Raw genomic sequence first — 18791 nt, 5'->3', positions numbered from 1 at the left:
TCTTTTATTTCTTAATTACTTTAACACCTCCGGTTTCGGTATCGGTTTTTATTTCTACTACGTAGATCCCGGTTGGTAGGTTGGTCAAATCTACCGGTATCGTTTTTTCGCCTTTGATCTCCGTACGGCTGATTGTTCTTCCGCTTAAATCGTATAAAGTTGCTGTTCCTTTGCTGTAGTCAAAGCTTACAATTACATTGGTAAAATATTCCGTCGGGTTCGGTACCGCTTCCAGGTCAATGCGGGCTTTCTCTTCCTTGTCCTTGTCTTTGAGCTTTACCACCCAAAAGTCATTACCGCCTTTGGCTGTCTTTTTGTCTTTTGAGGCAGTGCCGTTTGAGGTACCTGCCAAAAGATACCCCCATCGCGGGTTTCCAGCAAGCGTTTCATCACCTCATCGCCTTTGCTTCCTACCGTTTGACTCCAAAGTTCCTCTCCGTTAGGCTTGATCTTTAAAGCAATATAATCGTTGATCCCTTCTTTGTCTTTCCTGATGGTTTTAACAGGTGTTTTTTGTCCGCTTTTGTCCGCTTCACTCTGGGCGTAACCGCCAATGATAAACGTACCGTCTTTGTTCTCTACCAGTGAGGTTAAGATATCGGCTTTACCATAGTTATACGTTTGTTGCCATTCGATCTCACCCGACTCATCGAGCTTTAACACCCAGAAATCGGTTCCTTCACGGTTGGTCTTTGATTTGGAATACGTCGCTCCGGAATTGGAGTTCCCGCCTAACAGGTAACCGCCATCCCGGGTAGGGATCAAAGCATTCAGATTATCGTCCTTTTCTCCTCCGTAGGCTCTTTGCCAGTCGATCTCGCCCTGCGCATCGAGCTTCACGATCCAGTAATCTCCCAAACCGTAGTTCTCTTCTGTTTTATCGCCCGATGCCGGAGAATTGGAATAACCTCCCAAAATATAACCGCCGTCTCTCGTCGGTTGAATGCTGCGCAATTCGTCCACATATTTTCCGCCGATGGTTCTTTGCCATTCGATCGTTCCGGCTTCGCTGAGTTTTACGACCCAAAAGTCCAGATTCCCTCGCGAGTCTTCTGATTTACCATACAAATCGGGAGTTTGTCCTTCCGGAGTTATCGTTTTATTGGAAGAGGAAGTTCCGCCTAAGATATAGCCGTTGTCTTTGGTCTGGGCAATGCTTAAAAGCTTTTCCATTCCGCTGCCGCCAATGGTTCTTTGCCACAGTTGTTGGCCTTTAGCATTGAGCTTGATGATCCAGAAGTCTTCTTTACCTTTGCTGTTTTCGGTTTTGTCGGAACCTTTATCGGAAGCGGAAGTACCGCCGAGGATAAATCCCCCGTCACCGGTAAGGGCTATGCTTTGCAACAGGTCTTCTTTGTTGCCGCCAAAGCTCTTTTGCCAGTCCAAATTGCCGTGCTCGTCCATCTTCCAGACCCAGTAATCCAGATCGCCTTTGTTCTTTTCGTCTTTGTTGCCGTTTTTTCCGGAAACCGAACTTCCGGCCAGGATAAATCCGTAATCAGGCGTCGGTATGGCATCGTATAAGTATTCGGCATGTTTGCCTCCATAGGTCTTTTCCCATAGGATATCCTGCGCTGAAGCGATGGCAGGAATCAATAATGCAGGGAAAATAGCGGTTAAGCGTAATTTTATTCGCATTGCATTTTATTTGTAATTAAATATGGATAAATGTATGTTTTTTTTGTAATACGAAAAGGCAAATAGTTGTTTTTACGGTTTTTTCAGTTTTAACCGGATATTTTCAGATTTTTGAAGGTTTTTAAGATTTTATATCTATTAATTTTCTTTAAATTGTAATTTTTATCTAAAAAAATGTAACGGACAAAAAATTAACACAGTGTCAAAATTGTACTCAAAATTGTTTTTTCGGCATTTTGTGTCAATTTTTTTGATAGATTTTTTTTGACACAACAATTGTGGCATTTCTTTTTAAACTATTTTTTTGCCACAAAAAGTGTGATTTTTTTTCTAATGTGATTTTTTTGAACACAAAAGTTGTAGCAAATTTTTCGTAATAGTTTTTTGGCTACGGTTTTTATGAACCAAAACTTTTCTCTTTTTTACATCATTTTCAACACATCAAAAAATCAGTTCAAAACTCACTATGTTCAATTGAATACAAAATAAAGACTCCCAACAACTTGTTGGGCTTACTTTGCTTTCATAAAACAAAATTTACGATAGTAATCTTTAAAAATAATTATGAGAAAAACAATACTTTTTATCTTGTTACTATGTTCTTTTACCCTTTTAGGACAGACTCAAATAGGGCAAACGATCTACGGTGAAAATGCAAATGACCTGCTCAGCCAAGTCTCATTATCTACAGACGGAACGATCATGGCGGTAGGCACTCCGGATAGTAACAATTTAACCGGCTATGTAAAAGTCTATCAAAGGAACGGAAACAACTGGCAACAGATCGGACAAAAACTGGAAGGAGGCAACCCAAATGAACAATTCGGAAATTCTCTTTCTTTATCAGCAGACGGAACAATTTTAGCCGTAGGATCAATAGCTTATTCAACCAATATTTTGTATGTAGGAAAGGTAAGTATCTATCAATTTTCAGGAGGCAATTGGACAGCAATAGGTCAGGATATAACAGGGAGTTCTGCGTATGAATACTTAGGCGCTTCTATAGCCTTATCTGACGATGGCAGTATTTTAGCCATCGGAGCTCCTTCAAATAGCAGTACAGTCCCTAGCTACACTGTTACGTATCAATATAACGGGTATAGCTGGATACAAATGGGACAGATCCTTTATGAAGAAGGAATCAGCGATTATAACGGAAAAAGTGTTGCGCTCTCTGCTGACGGAACAATACTAGCAAGCGGAGCTCATTACAATGACGGAGGAGGTGCTAACTCCGGACATGTCAGAATTTATAGTTTTAACGGTCTTAGCTGGCAACAACTCGGTACCGATATAAACGGAGAATACGATTATAACTATTTCGGATACAGCCTTTCCTTGTCTGCTGATGGAACTATTGCCGCTATAGGGGCTCCTGAAGGAGGAGGGTACGGGTATGTAAAAACCTTTCAGTACAACGGAAACGACTGGCAACAAATGGGACAAAAAATAGAAGGCGATGTATTTTATGGTTCTTTCGGAGGCTCTGTAAGCCTTTCTCATGACGGAACTTTCCTTAGTTCCGGCTCTTATCTCGGTACTGTCGGAGGGTATGAGTATGTACGAGCCTATCATTATAACGGTTCTATTTGGGAACAACTAGGTAATGATATTACAGCTGACACCAATCTTGACCGTATCGGTTGGTGTGTTTCCCTTTCAGGTAACGGCTCTTCTCTCGCTGTTAGCGCACCCAGAAACGATGCAAACGGAACGGACTCCGGACAGGTTAAAGTATATGATCTGACAACAGTTTTAGCTTCAGAAACTTTTATACTTAACTCTTTCACGCTTTACCCTAATCCTGTAGAAAACCTTATAAACATTAATTTTCAAAACGACCTCTCTTTTGTTCAAGCTACTATCTATAACCAATCCGGTCAACTGATCCAAACACCGCAATCGCTGCCTGTTAATGTCAGTGATCTTGCTTCCGGCACTTATTTCATAGAAATTGTTACCCATGAGGGTAAAGAAATACGACGATTTGTAAAAAAGTAAAATTGGCAAAACAACTTTCACTAATTTTTCTGTACTACCCTAAGCCCCACAACAAAAACTAAGAACAAAGCCGATACTTAGATTAAGTATCGGCTTTAAAAAAACAGTAGTAATTTCAATTTCTATTCCACTAATACGTTTTGTTCTATTAAAGCTAAAAGTTCTCTTTGAGTTGTTTCACCTTTATCTTTTAAATACCATTTTTGCAATTCTACTTTAATCGGTTCGTCCACTACTCCGTGTTCCGCTTTATAATCTGCGATCATTTTTCGAGCTGGTTCAGGTCTTGGACCCCAACTGCCAATTACTTCTTCCGCATCCGCATCCCATAAGATCACTTTTGGGATCGCCTTGCCTCCGTTGGTCAAAAACAGGTTCATCAGATCGTCATGATCGTCCCGTAAAACGATCTTTAATACAACTTTATCGGTTGCCTCTGCTGTTTTATTCAAAACAGGAAGTATCTGTGCCGCGTCGCCGCACCAACCTTCTGCTAATACTAACCAAGTTATCGTTTTAGGCAGCGCATTCAATTGCTCCTGCACTTCCGGCAAAACAGCCAAAGTCTTATCCAGACGGTTCATACGGGTTTCATTCAATTGCGTATAGCCCAGTAAAGCTTCACTTTGAGTATGTCCGGTAACCTTTCCATCTGCTAAAAGAGTTGCTATGTGTTCTCTATATTCCGGATAGCTAAAACTATCTTGTAAAGCATTTTTTATACTATTTTTCATATTCCTGACATTTTTGGCAAATTTAATTCTATTTTTGAATACTCTTTGTTAGTTTGGTTACAAATGGATGTTAAAACAAAAACTATCGGCATTACATTATCCGGCGGCGGTTCTAAAGGAATTGCGCACGCGGGTGCCTTACAATTTTTAGAAGAACAAAAAATTAAACCTACAGTAATGTCGGGAACCAGTGCCGGTGCCATCATTGCTGCTATGTATGCCTTTGGGAAAACTCCGAAAGATATCCTGAATTTCTTTCAATCTATTTATCTATTTCACTGGAAACATTTTACTTTGAAAAAACCGGGCATAATTGATTCCGAATCTTTTCAATTGTATTTTAATGAGATCTTCGGGGATACTAAGATCGGAGATCTGCCGATCCCTGTTAAAATTACAGCTACCGATCTTGTAAAAGGAAAGCTTAAAATTTTCAGCGAGCATACAAAAGTGACAGATGCTGTTTTGGCTTCCGCCTCTTTTCCCGGAGTACTGTCTCCTTACAAAGTTAACGGAAAATTGTATAGTGACGGTGGTATCCTGAACCACTTTCCGACAGACCTTCTGCAAGGGAATTGTGAAAGTATCATCGGCATTTATGTAAGCCCGATACACAATATTGAAGAAAAGGAACTTAATTCCATCAAATCTGTAACAACACGTGCATTTGAGTTGCTTTCCGGTCATGCCAATTATCAAAAGTTCAATCTTTGTGATTGGGTCATAGAACCGAAAGCTTTAGCTGATTTCGGTACTTTTGAGACCAGTAAAAGTAAAATGAGCACCATTTTTGATATCGGATATGAAGAGGCTAAAAAATCATACGAGGAAATACTAAAAAAGGAGCAATTGTCTTGACATGCTTTCCGTGTTATTCGCATACATTTTTTGAGTATATTGTAAATTTGTTTAAGTTTGCACCACTAAAGGAACAACACAATGAAATATAAAAGAATTCTTCTGAAATTGAGTGGAGAAGCTCTTATGGGCGACAGGCAATATGGTATTGACCCTAAACGTTTAGCAGAATATGCTGAAGAGATTAAAACGATCCACGACAAAGGGGTTGAAATTGCCATAGTAATAGGAGGAGGAAATATTTTCAGAGGTGTTGCCGGAGCCAGCAATGGTATGGATCGCGTACAAGGTGATTATATGGGCATGCTTGCAACAGTTATTAACGGTATGGCCCTGCAAGGCGCTTTAGAAGAAGCCGGAATGCAAACTCGTTTGCAAACTGCCTTAAAGATTGAAGCTATTGCGGAACCGTATATCAAAAGACGTGCTACGCGACATCTGGAAAAAGGAAGAATCGTTATTTTTGGTGCCGGAACCGGAAATCCTTATTTTACAACTGATACAGCTGCTGTTTTAAGAGGTATCGAGATCAATGCTGATGTTATCTTAAAAGGAACGCGTGTTGACGGTGTTTACACCGCAGATCCGGAAAAAGATCAAAATGCCGTAAAATTTGATTTTATTTCTTTTAACGATGTAATTGCAAAAGGATTGAATGTAATGGACACTACTGCTTTTACCCTTAGTCAGGAAAATGAATTACCTATCATTGTATTTGACATGAATAAGTTCGGTAATTTATTAAAAGTGTGTGAAGGCGAAATTGTAGGAACAACTGTTACTATATAATTTTACTAAAAAACAAATTATAAAAATTAAGCCATGACAGAAGAGATCAATTTAATTATAGACACGGCAAAAGAATCTATGGACGGTTCTATTGCTCACTTAGAAAAAGAATTTTTAAACATCAGAGCCGGTAAAGCCACACCTCAAATGTTAGGCAGTGTATTTGTTGAATACTACGGTTCTCAAACTCCTTTATCTCAGGTGGCTAATGTTAGTGCTCCAGATGCAAGGACGTTGACAGTTACTCCTTGGGAAAAATCAATGCTTCAGACCATTGAAAAAGCAATTATGATTGCTAATTTGGGATTAAACCCTATGAACAACGGAGAGAACATTATCATTAATATTCCGGCCTTAACGGAAGAAAGACGTAAGGACTTGGTTAAACAGGCTAAAACCGAAGCGGAAGATGCTAAGATCAGTATTCGTAATGCCCGTAAAGACGCTAATAACGACATCAAAAAAGAAGAAAAAGAAGGAACTTCTGAAGATATTTGTAAAAAAGCTGAAGAAGATATTCAGAAATTAACAGACTCTTACATTAAAAAGATAGATGATCTATTGGTTCACAAAGAAGCTGAAATCATGAAAGTATAAATTTTAAGTCCCGATTAACAATCGGGATTTTTATTTTGAATACCTTTGCATTGAAATCGATAATTCAATCAATGCCGAAAAAGCTTTTTGTACTCTTTCTGTTTTTTACTGCGCAACTTTCTATCAGTCAAACCTTCATCAAAGGACAGATTATAGATTTTGACACAACTATTCCTATTGCTTTTGCAACAATAAATTATAACGGCAACACGTTCAGTGCCGACTGGGAAGGTAAATTTTCACTCTATGTCAATGAATTTGACAAACCTCTCGTTATCAATTACAAAGGGTATTATGAAAAATATGCTTATCCTCAGAACAATAACAAATTCTGGATCATTAAGCTTACTGAGAATGAGAACGCTGTTCAAAAAGAGATCTATTCTGAGCACGAAGTGGACCAGATCATTAAAAAGGTTATTGAGAACAAATCCAAAAACGATCCGGAACTGGCTTTAAAAAGTTTTGAATATAAGAACTACGAACATTTATTGGTTACGGCTAATCCGGATAGTATTTCTGAAAAGATAGACAGCATCGTCAAAAAGAACATTTTCGGCAAACGCAAAATAAAATTAGATTCATCCAATTATAAGTTTAAGAATTTCGTCAAAGAACAACACATTTACCAGACTGAGAAGGTAAACCTTATCCAGCATAATGACCAAGGGACAAAAGAAACAGTTCTGGGAGCTCGTATGGCCGGACTGAAAAAACCGCTTTACGAATTTTTAGGGCTAAAACTCGTTTCTTATTCCGTATATGAAAATCCTTTTGAGATATTGGAAATACCGGTTCAGAATCCTCTGTCAAAATTCGGGCGTATCCTATACTCTTTCCACATGGTGGATTCCGTACAGATTAACAACCGAAAAACATACCGTATTTATTTCCAACCGAAAAAATTAAAATCCAATCATTTAAGAGGATTACTATTTGTAGATGCTGAAAATTTTGGTATTGCTCAGGCTTATTTCCGGATTTACGGAATGGTCAACATTGATGCCACCTATACTTTTGATTATCTGAAATCACATAAAATCTGGTTTCCGAAAAAGCGAACCTTTAATGTTACCAAAGGTAGTAGCAACTACGATCTGAAACTTTTCGGAGAGACTATAGAGTTCAACTCCAGTCTGGAAACCGGAATCAGTCAAAATGCTTCTGACCGGATCTATCTTCGTCTGGAATCTACCCCGATGGAGATCAAACTGGACAACGATTTTACCATTTCGTCTCCTCAGATCATGATCGATGTCCCCGAAAAAAGCTTATCACAGAAAGATTCTTTTTGGAAAAAATATCAGAAAGACACTCTGGATGTCCGAAAACATCGCACCTATGTTTCACTGGACAGTATTTCAAATGCCGAAAATATTGAATACAAGATCTTCCTCGGCAAAAAGATCATCAACGGTTATTTCCCGGTCAGCATCGTCGATCTGGATCTGAGAAGTCTTGTAAAATTCAACAACTATGAAGGTTTCCGCTTAGGTTTGGGAGGAGTTACTAACCCTAAGTTATCCGAAAAATACAAAGTAGCTTTTTACGGAGCCTATGGTTTAAAGGACGAAAAGTTTAAATTTGGCATCACCCCTTCTTATCTTACAGACGAAGAAACTGAGACTTGGGTCAGTGCTTCATATAGCGAAGACCTCTGTGAGATCGCTCAAACCAGCTTCGCTACCGATTCGCACCGCTTTAAAATTTACGATCCCCGACCTATTAACATCTCTACTTTTTACAAGAATAAAATGGCTTCTGTATTTGCTGAAAGTAAATTCATTCCTAAAGCAGATACCTATTTTTCATTTTCCAGAAATGATATCACCCCACTGTTCTTTTATGAATTCCTGAATAACGGAAAAACATACAGTCAGTATACTATAACCGCAGCACAGTTTGCCATTCAGTGGAATCCTTTCAGTGAATACATGCAAACACCCGATGGAAAGATCGAAATTGAAAAGCGGCATCCTAAATTTTCATTTCAGGTCACTCAGGCATTACCGAACGTATTAGCCAATGATTTTACATTTACCAAGTTTGATTTTAAAACGTTCTACGAACTCCCTTATTTATCAGGGCAAAAAAGTTCTCTTTTATTCCAGACCGGTTGGGCATTAGGCGATGTTCCTATTACACATCTATACAACCTGCAACCTAACAACCTGAACCGAGATGCTATTTTACAACGGATCACGTTTGCCGGCAAGAATAGTTTTGAAACTATGTATTTCAATGAGTTTTTTTCAAACCGATATGCTTCTTTACAACTCCGGCATACTTTCAACAAAATACGCTTAGGCTATAGTTTTACCCCTGAATTCAGTGTCGTTACCCGTATGGCATGGGGTGGCACTAATAAGCAGAACGAACATATCGGTATTCCTTATAAATCATTGAGTAAAGGATTTTTTGAAAGCGGGGTCGAGGCCAATAAACTCTTCAAAGGCATCGGTATTTCAGCTTTTTTCCGTTATGGACCAAACCAATTAGCCCATTTTGATGACAATTTAGCGCTTAAAATTTCTTATCATCTGGATTTGTTCTGACCGAAACGCGTTAAGGCCTTTAAATTTATCTTAATTCTTTGCATTGTAACCTAACTATTTAAGCAAGAATACTTACCTTTGCGCTTCAATTTTTTTTACAATGTTTAAGTGGTTAAACACCAGTTTTTGGGATTTTATAGCACGCAAGATTCTGCGAAACAGAATTGCACTTATTATTGCTTTGGCAGCGTTTACTGTTTTCATGGCTTCGCAATGGAAATACATGCGCTTTACCTATACAGAAGCCAACTTGTTGCCGGATCATCACGAAGTCAATAAACAATACAATGCTTTTCTGGATAAATTCGGTGAAGAAGGGAACCTGATCGTCATCGGATTCAAGGATTCTACCTTTTTCAATACTAAAAATCTAAAACTTTGGGAAGATTTTATTGCAGACATCAAAAAAGATAAAGCAGTAGAACTAACGCTTTCTATTGAAGACTTAAAAGTGTTAGCCAAAGATACCGCTGCCCAAAAGTTCAAATTGGTTCCGTTCATCAATTCAAAAGATGTTACTGACAGCTACTTAAAAAAGAAAGAAAAAGAATTGTTCAATAACCTACCTTTTTATGAAGGTATGCTATTTAACAAAGAAAGCGGTGCCGTACGCTTTGCTATCTATATGGACAAAGATGTAGTAAATACTGCTGCCCGTAAAACATTCATCAATAAATACCTGAACGAAGAAAAAATTGAAGCTTTTGAAAAAGCATCAGGAATTGATCTTAAAGTTTCCGGAATGCCTTATATCAGAACTTTGAACTCACAGCATATTATAGATGAAATAGGACTGTTTGTAGGCGCTGCATTAGGTATTACCTCTTTACTTTTCTTTTTCTTCTTCAGAAGTTTCCGGGCTACTTTACTTTCCATGGTCATTGTAACCATAGGTGTTATGTGGTCCTTCGGTACACTGGGGCTTTTAAACTACGAGATCACTATTTTAACGGCTATTATCCCCCGCTGATTATCGTTATCGGTATTCCGAACTGTATCTTCCTGATCAACAAATACCAACAGGAGATCAAAAAACACGGTAACAAAGCAAAATCATTACAGCGTGTGATCTCTAAAGTAGGAAATGCTACTTTAATGACAAACTTAACCACTGCTGCCGGTTTTGCTACTTTTATTGTAACGGATAGTGAACTGTTAAAAGAATTCGGTACTGTTGCTTCATTGAATATTTTATTTCTGTTTTTACTTTGCCTGATCATCATTCCGATTGCGTACAGCTACATGCCTATTCCTAAGGAAAAACATCTGGCTCACTTAGGCAAAAATTACATGAAATCATTCATTCAATGGATTGAAAACACAATACGCAAACATTCTGTTGCCATCTTTGCGACCGCCATTGTATTACTGGTTTTAGGGATCATCGGGATCTATAAGATAAAAATATCCGGAAGTTTAATTGAAGATATGCCTAAAAAGACTGCTTTCTTTAAAGATATCGTGTTTTACGAAAAAGAATTTGACGGCGTAATGCCTTTAGAGATCATGATCGACACCAAACGCCCGAAAGGTGCTTTAAAATCAAGTACTCTAAGACGAATTGAAGAGTTACAAGAAGCGATCAATGAAGTTCCTGAACTGTCAAAACCGATCTCTATTGTAAATTTGGTAAAATATGCCAAACAGACCTATTATAACGGAAATCCGGAATTTTATGAATTACCGACCCGTCAGGAAGAAACCTTTATTTTATCCTACATCAAAAACTCTACTAAAAAAGAGAATGAGAACATGCTGAAAAGCTACATTGACAGTACCGGGCAATATGCACGGGTAACTACTTTTATGCGCGATATCGGCACGGATAAAATGGCCAAGATCGAAGAACGTTTACAAGAAAAGATCGACAAACTTTTCCCAAATGAACGCTACACTGTTACCATGACCGGAAAGGCTTATGTATTTGAAAAAGGGACTCACTATCTGGTACACAATCTGGTACTGTCCTTACTATTTGCCATTTTCCTGATCTCAATGTTAATGGCCTACTTATTCCGCTCGTTCAAAATGATCATTATTTCATTATTGCCTAATATTTTACCGTTAATAATGACTGCCGGTTTAATGGGATTCTTAGGAGTACCGATCAAGCCTTCAACAATACTTGTCTTCAGTATTGCCTTTGGTATTTCCGTTGACGATACTATTCACTTTTTAGCAAAATACCGTCAGGAATTAAAAGCGAACAACTGGCGCATTAAGCGTTCTGTTTATGCTACGGTAAAAGAAGCTGGGATCAGCATGTTTTATACATCAGTCGTGTTATTCTTCGGATTTTCGGTATTTACACTATCCAGTTTCGGCGGAACCGTTGCCCTTGGTAGTCTGGTAGCCATGACGTTATTGTTTGCCATGATGGCTAATCTGATCTTACTACCCGCTCTTTTACTCTCTTTAGAAAAGTCTGTAGCCAATAAAGAAGAGTTTCCGGAACCAACGATCAACATTTTAGCAGAAGACACAGAAGAGGATAGTGCTCAAAGACAATAAAGTTTATATTTGCATAAATTTAATATAGGTAAAAAGCCTTACTTATAACAGAAATTCATCAGACAAATAAAGATTAAAACAATAAGACAGATGAAACATATAAAAGTTGTAGACCTACTAAACAATACAAAAACATTGCAGGAAGTAACTGCTAAGGGTTGGGTTAGAACCTTTAGAAACAATCAGTTTATTGCTTTAAATGACGGTTCTACCATTCAAAATATCCAATGCGTAGTCGATTTTGAGAACACTTCAGAAGAAACCTTACGACGCATTACAACCGGAGCTGCTGTTGCAGTAACCGGAACATTACAGGAAAGCCAGGGTAAAGGTCAAAAAGTAGAGATTCAGGTAACCAAATTAGAAATTTTAGGCGATAGTGATGCTGAAAAATATCCTATACAGCCTAAAAAACACTCTTTGGAATTTTTACGTGAAAATGCTCACCTCAGAGTTCGCACCAATGCTTTCGGAGCCATTATGCGTGTTCGTTCTGCCCTATCTTTTGCGGTTCATCAATATTTTCAAGAAAGAGGTTTTTTCTATGTGAACACTCCTATTATAACAGGTTCTGATGCTGAAGGTGCCGGTGAAATGTTCCGTGTAACTGCCTTACCGTTTGACGGAACGCCAAGAGACGAAGAAGGAAAAGTAGACTTTAAAAAAGATTTCTTCGGTAAAGAAACGAATTTAACGGTTTCCGGACAGTTAGAGGCTGAAACCTATGCTATGGCATTAGGTCAGGTATACACTTTCGGGCCGACATTTCGCGCAGAGAATTCAAACACTTCCCGTCACCTAGCTGAGTTCTGGATGATCGAACCTGAAGTTGCTTTTAATGATCTGGACGCTAATATGGATCTGGCAGAAGATTTTATTAAATATGTGGTTCGCTATGCCGTTGAAAAATGTGCCGACGATTTACAATTCTTAGAACAACGCCTAGCCGATGAGGAAAAACAAAAGCCTCAGGCTGAACGTAGTGAAATGAGCTTGTTAGAAAAACTAAATTTTGTTCTGGAAAATAACTTTAAACGTGTTTCGTATACAGAAGCTATTGATATTTTAAAAAGCTCTACTCCGAACAAAAAGAAGAAATTTCAATATTTAATCGATGAATGGGGTGCTGACTTACAAAGCGAACACGAACGCTACTTGGTTGAAAAACACTTTAAATGTCCGGTAATCTTATTTGATTATCCGGCGAAGATCAAAGCATTCTACATGCGTTTGAACGAAGATGAAAAGACCGTTCGCGCTATGGATATCTTATTCCCGGGCATCGGTGAGATCGTAGGCGGGTCTCAGAGAGAAGAGCGTTATGATGTTTTGATCGAAAAAATGAAAGCCTTAAACATCCCTGAAGAAGAAATGTGGTGGTATTTAGACACCCGTCGCTTTGGTTCTGCCATTCACTCAGGCTTTGGTTTAGGTTTTGAGCGATTGGTTCTTTTTGTTACCGGAATGACAAACATTCGCGATGTAATTCCATTCCCGAGAACACCTCAAAACGCAGAATTTTAATCAAAAATTTAGCATAATTAAGTTTAGTTGTTTAACTTTATATAGTGTAAACGGCTAAACTTTTTTTAATTATAATTCGTTTATGTTAAAACAAAATCTTCAGTTAAAACTTTCGCAGAAACTTTCGCCACAGCAAATTCAATTGATGAAATTGATTCAATTGCCTACACAAGCTTTTGAACAACGGTTACAGGAAGAATTGGTCGAAAATCCGGCCTTGGAAAACGGCAAAGAAGAAAATGTGGATTATGATGACTATAATGATTCTTCTGATGACGATTATGATGATTATGACAACGAAAGAATTGAAGCGGAAGACATTAACATAGACGAGTATCTGAGCAACGACGAAACACCTGACTATAAATACCAGACAAACAATTATAGCGATGACGACGAAGAACGCAGCATGCCATTTGTCGCAGGTGTTACTTTTCATCAGGACTTGCTGAACCAATTGAATACTTTTATCTTAACGGATGAAGAAAAGAATATTGCTGAATTTCTGGTGGGCAGTATTGATGACACCGGTTATTTGAGAAGGACAATCACAGATGTAGTAGATGATCTGGCTTTCACACAGGGTATTTATACTGACGAAGCAATCGTTGAGCACATTCTTCTGCATGTCGTACAAGAGTTAGAACCGGCCGGTGTTGCCGCCCGTGATCTGCAGGAATGTTTACTGTTACAGCTTAAACATAAAACACCGACAGATTCCATTGCTTTAGCTATTGATATTTTAGAGAACCAATTTGATGCTTTTACCAAAAAGCATTATGAGAAACTGATCCAGAAATACGAGGTTTCCAAAGAACAATTGCGTAAAGCAATCGACGAGATCGAAAAACTAAACCCGAAGCCGGGCGGTGCTTATGATGGCAATCAAAAACCTATAGAGCATGTGGTTCCCGATTTTACGATACGAATTGTAGACGGCGAACTGGAATTAAGCCTTAACGGACGAAATGCTCCTGAACTACATGTTTCCAGAGATTATCAGGAAATGTTACAAAGTTATAAGGATTCGAATGAAAAATCATCGACCCAGAAAGATGCTGTTCAATTCATCAAACAAAAGTTAGATTCTGCCAAATGGTTCATTGACGCCATAAAACAACGCCAGGAAACCTTGTTTGTAACTATGAATACCATTATGCATTATCAGGAAGAATATTTCCTTGACGGCGATGAAACGAAGTTAAAACCGATGATCTTAAAAGATATTGCTGATATGGTTGGACTTGATATTTCGACCGTTTCACGCGTTGCAAATAGTAAATATGTTGAAACTCCTTACGGAACCAAACTCATTAAAGATTTCTTTAGTGAAGCCATGAAAAATACGGAAGGTGAAGACGTTTCAACTATAGAGATCAAAAGGATCTTGCAGAATGTCATTGAAGAAGAAGACAAGCGAAAACCACTACCCGATGATAAATTAGCCGAAATTTTAAAAGAAAAAGGTTACCCGATCGCCCGAAGGACTGTTGCAAAATACAGGGAACAACTGGACATTCCGGTGGCCAGATTACGCAAGAAGATCTAAATCAAATTTACTCAAACGGGAACTGCAATAAAGATAGCGCTATGAAAATAAAACAATTTTTACCTTTTTTTTCTTACATCTTTCATCCGATCTTTATTCCTCTGTATGGCTCTGTTTTTTATTTTCTGACCTATCAGAATATGCTTCCTCCGAATAGCATTTATATGATTTTGATACAGATCAGCATCATTACACTGATGTTGCCTATGGCTCTTTATTTTCTATTAATATCACTAGGATTAGTTCGTTCTTTCACAGAAGCCAATATAAAAGAAAGGCGTATACCGCTTTCCATTCAGGCTATCTTGTTTTTCATCTTATTAAAGTTCAGTATCACGATTGAAAACCTGTCGGAACTTTATTTATTCTTTTTAGGTGGTTTCTTTAGTACCGTATTAGCCCTCATTGCTATTATGGCTAATTATAAAGCAAGTTTACACATGATCGGCATAACTTCATTGGCTACGTTCGTATATTACCTTTCGGTCAACTACCAGCTTCCTTATATCAATATGGTCGCTACCTGTTTTATCTGCGTAGGTCTTGTAGCTTCTTCCCGCTTGTACATGAAATCACACAGCCCGAATGAATTGATTATAGGTAGTCTTTTCGGAATTGTTCCACAAGTTTTGTTATGGCATTTCTGGCTATAAGATATAAAACATAAAGCCTACATTAAAAGAGCTCAATTTTAAATCCTGATTATCTAATTGTGTATTTTTAAAGATAGGGGTCAGCCCATAATAAACATACATATTAATGGTATTGTATCCTACACTTATATAAGGGCCTAATTGCCATTTACTTACATCACTATTATTTTTGACTTTATAATTCGCAACAGCTGATTGGAAATCAGATTTGCTTCCCAGTAGGTAACTCGCTTTAAAACCGGTATAAATACGCCAGAACTTATGGTTCAAAGGAGCGGCATTTCTCCAACGGATCTCCAAAGGAATATCTAAATAATGCAGAATTAATTTATTCTTATCATAACTATTTTCAATCGCATAAGTTGCCGGATCTCCGTCCTGTACCTGAATATTATGTTTGATATTGTTATAAGAATAGCCTACTCCAAGCGCAACTGACCACTTTCGGTCTTTTGTAAAAGGCATATCGCGCATAGCTCCTAATGTTATACCGGTAGAAAAAGAATATTGCTTGTATCCTGCCGGTTTATTTTGCATCAAATTATATGTGATCGAAACATAAAATTGATCTTCTCTGAACAAAGAGTCTATAACTTTATAAGGTTCTTTCAACTCTGTCTTAGGTTCAGTTTCTTGAGCCGTAATAAACGAGCAACAGAAAAAAAAGATCAAAAACGAAAAAGTGAACCGTAACTTCATTTGCTTATTTTTTGCTAAGTTAAGACGAAAAAACTAAACAGCATAAAAAAAGGCACGCCTGTAAGCATGCCTTTTATATTTGGTAAAGTTAAAATTATTCTCCAACCGGATTACCCGATGTTGTTGTATAATTAACTTTTAATTGATCTACTTTACGTAATTCTGTTTTGATATCCTGAACAAGACCCATTTTTACTTCTTTATCTATTTTCAAAGAAGCCGTTAAATATTTCTCATCTTCAGAGTTTCTTGAAGCTCTTTCTGTCATTACGAAATTCCTGATATCGTTCACAGAAGAGATCTTATCATTTAACTGAATACGATCTGATGAACCCAAACCTGATCTGTAATTTGCTTTAGGTTTACCGGCATAAATATACATTACGTATTGTTTTTTATGCAATTTAGCTGTTTGATCTGCTTTCGGCAAACGATTTTCAATCTTCAAATCGCTATCTTTCATAGTTGTAGCAGTCATGAAGAAGAACAAAAGCATAAATACAATATCCGGCAACGATGCTGTAGATATCGCAGGTAGTGAGCCTGATTTTTTCTTTTTAAATTTAGACATACTTTCTAAAATTTAAAGGATTAATAGTTCTTTTTCGGTTCTGCTTCAGAAAGACGCATTGGATACATATTCTGAATTTTTTCCACTTTTGGTTTTAAGTCATCAACTAAACCTTCAACCGCTTTAGAAGCCGGATCGTTATAAACATACTCCATTTCTCTGTATGTTTTCCCATATCTTTTCATAGCTTCTCTGTCTCTTAAGAAATAATAAGCAGCCACTAACTCATTTTGCACGGCAATATAAGTTTCATAAGTAGTCTGTCCGTCATTCATTAAAGAGATCACTGCTTCATCAGGGTCGTCAGAAGACTGCGGGTTTCCTTTTCCTTTACAATACGAACAATTCCCTTCCCCGTTATTATCTAAGAAATCGATTGCCGCTTGTCTTAGTTGTTTAATATTCATCAATTGCTCGTTCACTAACAACTGATTGTCTTTATTAACTAAAACACGCATAATGTTTCTCTCATTGATCGGCGGAGCCGGCGGGTTTTCTTCATATCTAGGCAAAAGACGGTTGATCCCCTGGTCCACTCCGATGGTAGTTGTAACCAAGAAGAAAATCAAAAGCAGGAAAGCAATATCTGCCATGGAACCGGCATTTACCTCTGGTGCTTCTCTTTTTGCCATAATTATTTTTTAATTTTATTAAAACCAGTCCACAACATTGTTCCGACAGCAACAATTGCTAAAAGATAAAATGTATTCAAACCGGTACTTACTAGTTTAGATGTCGTTCCTGATACTACTCCACTGTTTGTTTTAACTTCAGAACTATCTGCTAACACAAAAGAGATAACCACCACAGCCAAGAATAAACCAACTGAAACAAGTGTTTTCTTAAGTGTCTCTTTTTTAGAAAAGAGATTTTTAACTACATATATCACTACTACAGCAACACAGGCAGCAAAAATAAAATACGATACGTTAATTAGAGGAGATATCCACGCGCTGTCTTTGTCTTCTGAAGCCAAGATTCCACCAAGGAATACAAGACTCAAAACACTTATTATAACAGCTATTATTTTTACAATTTTATGTAACATATCAATGAATGTTAAGGTAAAATGAGTTATTATTTTTTACTGTAATCTGATAAGATATCGATTAAGCTGATAGAAGCATCTTCCATATCATTTACGATTGAATCGATTTTAGCAATGATATAGTTATAGAATACTTGAAGAATAATCGCAACGATCAAACCGAATACAGTTGTCAATAACGCTACTTTAATACCACCTGCTACTAAAGACGGCTCCATTGATCCTGCTGATTCAATTTGGTCAAACGCCTCAATCATACCGATTACCGTACCCATGAACCCTAACATCGGAGCAAGAGCGATAAACAATGAAATCCAAGAAACGTTTTTCTCTAATTGTCCCATTTGTACACCACCGTAAGCTACGATAGATTTTTCAGCTGAGTCCAAACCGTGAGAATAACGATCTAAACCTTGATAGAAGATAGACGCTACAGGACCGGCAGTATTTCTAGCTACTTCTTTAGCAGCTTCAACACCTCCAGAGTTCAAAGCACCTTCAACTTCTGAAACTAATTTTTTAGTATTTGTTGTAGAAAGATTCAAATAGATGATTCTTTCGATAGCAATAGCTAAACCTAAAATCAAACAGATTAATACGATTCCCATGAAGCCAGGTCCACCCTCAATAAATCTTTTCTTCAACTCTTGAGTAAATGTTACATTCTCAACAGTCTGATCGTCTGTCGCTTCTTCAACAACTGCTGCTTCTTCAGTTGTAGCTGCAGCTTCCTGTACTTGTTCCGTTGCAGGCGCTTCTGTTGCTGTAGAATCTTGAGCTTGAACATTTCCAAAAGTCATAAGCCCTGTGATTGCCAAAATAGAAAATAATCTTTTCATCGCTTTTGTTCTTAAAATTTAATTAGTTAATTGGGTTTAAAAGTATAAAATATTTATTTAATTTAAAATTATTTCTGGCAGAGAGGAAGGGATTCGAACCCTCGATGCCCTTTTGGAGCATACACACTTTCCAGGCGTGCGCCTTCGACCACTCGGCCACCTCTCTTTCAAAATTACATTTTGATTTCAAGGACGCTAAATAACGTAAAATTTCTCATCTATGAA

The 18791-nt window shown here is 37.7% G+C and carries 16 protein-coding genes, 1 tRNA gene and 1 pseudogene; 9 read left to right on the top strand and 9 right to left on the bottom strand.

Features of this window, described 5'->3' with window-relative positions:
* Positions 1-4: 4 nt before the first annotated feature.
* Together DI487_RS16310 and DI487_RS08025 are read right to left on the bottom strand one after the other, a co-directional pair.
* Positions 5-283: a T9SS type A sorting domain-containing protein gene (locus tag DI487_RS16310; RefSeq protein ID WP_245896313.1), complete on the bottom strand. Its 279-nt coding sequence runs from the start codon at positions 281-283 to the stop codon at positions 5-7.
* A complete protein-coding gene (locus DI487_RS08025) occupies positions 277-1638 on the bottom strand; it encodes a T9SS C-terminal target domain-containing protein (protein WP_245896311.1) in 1362 nt (453 codons plus the stop codon). Before DI487_RS08025 ends, DI487_RS16310 begins: the two co-directional genes overlap by 7 nt.
* Before the next feature lie 564 nt (positions 1639-2202).
* On the opposite strand from DI487_RS08025, the gene DI487_RS08020 reads away from it, so the two are divergent.
* Positions 2203-3639: a T9SS type A sorting domain-containing protein gene (locus tag DI487_RS08020; protein WP_109569182.1), complete on the top strand. Its 1437-nt coding sequence runs from the start codon at positions 2203-2205 to the stop codon at positions 3637-3639.
* Positions 3640-3761: 122 nt separating this feature from the next.
* Here DI487_RS08020 and DI487_RS08015 read toward each other — a convergent pair whose 3' ends face one another.
* Positions 3762-4373 (bottom strand): thioredoxin family protein, encoded by a 612-nt coding sequence (locus DI487_RS08015; protein WP_109569181.1) that lies wholly within the window; start codon positions 4371-4373, stop codon positions 3762-3764.
* A 63-nt stretch (positions 4374-4436) separates the two neighbouring features.
* Here DI487_RS08015 and DI487_RS08010 point away from each other — a divergent pair, with 63 nt between their 5' ends.
* The 8 genes and pseudogenes from DI487_RS08010 (at position 4437) to DI487_RS07975 (ending at position 15409) form a co-directional block, all read left to right on the top strand.
* On the top strand, positions 4437-5231 hold the full coding sequence (locus DI487_RS08010) for a patatin-like phospholipase family protein (protein ID WP_109569180.1): 795 nt from the start codon (positions 4437-4439) through the stop codon (positions 5229-5231).
* 81 nt (positions 5232-5312) lie between these two features.
* On the top strand, positions 5313-6020 hold the full coding sequence (gene pyrH, locus DI487_RS08005; RefSeq protein ID WP_109569179.1) for a UMP kinase: 708 nt from the start codon (positions 5313-5315) through the stop codon (positions 6018-6020).
* A 33-nt stretch (positions 6021-6053) separates the two neighbouring features.
* Positions 6054-6617 (top strand): ribosome recycling factor, encoded by a 564-nt coding sequence (gene frr / locus DI487_RS08000; protein WP_109569178.1) that lies wholly within the window; start codon positions 6054-6056, stop codon positions 6615-6617.
* Positions 6618-6688: 71 nt separating this feature from the next.
* Entirely contained in the window at positions 6689-9172 is a 2484-nt protein-coding gene (locus DI487_RS07995; protein WP_109569177.1) for a DUF5686 family protein, read from the top strand.
* A 100-nt stretch (positions 9173-9272) separates the two neighbouring features.
* A pseudogene (locus tag DI487_RS07990) lies at positions 9273-11683 on the top strand (efflux RND transporter permease subunit).
* 90 nt (positions 11684-11773) lie between these two features.
* Positions 11774-13207 (top strand): asparagine--tRNA ligase, encoded by a 1434-nt coding sequence (gene asnS, locus DI487_RS07985; RefSeq protein ID WP_109569176.1) that lies wholly within the window; start codon positions 11774-11776, stop codon positions 13205-13207.
* Positions 13208-13289: 82 nt separating this feature from the next.
* On the top strand, positions 13290-14756 hold the full coding sequence (gene rpoN / locus DI487_RS07980; RefSeq protein WP_109569175.1) for an RNA polymerase factor sigma-54: 1467 nt from the start codon (positions 13290-13292) through the stop codon (positions 14754-14756).
* A 41-nt stretch (positions 14757-14797) separates the two neighbouring features.
* Complete coding sequence (locus DI487_RS07975; RefSeq protein WP_109569174.1) at positions 14798-15409, top strand: hypothetical protein; 612 nt, start codon at positions 14798-14800, stop codon at positions 15407-15409.
* Here DI487_RS07975 and DI487_RS07970 read toward each other — a convergent pair.
* The 6 genes from DI487_RS07970 to DI487_RS07945 all read right to left on the bottom strand — a co-directional run bounded on the left by DI487_RS07970 (position 15404) and on the right by DI487_RS07945 (position 18732).
* Positions 15404-16108 (bottom strand): porin family protein, encoded by a 705-nt coding sequence (locus DI487_RS07970; protein WP_109569173.1) that lies wholly within the window; start codon positions 16106-16108, stop codon positions 15404-15406. The genes DI487_RS07975 and DI487_RS07970 overlap by 6 nt on opposite strands.
* Before the next feature lie 94 nt (positions 16109-16202).
* Positions 16203-16679: an ExbD/TolR family protein gene (locus DI487_RS07965; RefSeq protein WP_109569172.1), complete on the bottom strand. Its 477-nt coding sequence runs from the start codon at positions 16677-16679 to the stop codon at positions 16203-16205.
* Positions 16680-16699: 20 nt separating this feature from the next.
* Positions 16700-17311, bottom strand: coding sequence for an ExbD/TolR family protein (locus DI487_RS07960; RefSeq protein WP_109569171.1), 612 nt, complete (start codon positions 17309-17311; stop codon positions 16700-16702).
* A gap of 2 nt (positions 17312-17313) precedes the next feature.
* Positions 17314-17727 carry a hypothetical protein gene (locus tag DI487_RS07955; protein ID WP_109569170.1) on the bottom strand — a complete coding sequence of 138 codons (414 nt, stop codon included), beginning with the start codon at positions 17725-17727 and terminating at the stop codon, positions 17314-17316.
* Between the two features lie 29 nt (positions 17728-17756).
* Entirely contained in the window at positions 17757-18566 is an 810-nt protein-coding gene (locus DI487_RS07950) for a MotA/TolQ/ExbB proton channel family protein (protein WP_109569169.1), read from the bottom strand.
* A 75-nt stretch (positions 18567-18641) separates the two neighbouring features.
* A tRNA-Ser gene (locus tag DI487_RS07945) sits at positions 18642-18732 on the bottom strand.
* Positions 18733-18791 lie beyond the last annotated feature (59 nt).

The sequence above is a fragment of the Flavobacterium sediminis genome (genome assembly GCF_003148385.1).
Classification (GTDB): domain Bacteria; phylum Bacteroidota; class Bacteroidia; order Flavobacteriales; family Flavobacteriaceae; genus Flavobacterium; species Flavobacterium sediminis.
This window is presented reverse-complemented; position numbering and strand designations above follow the sequence as displayed.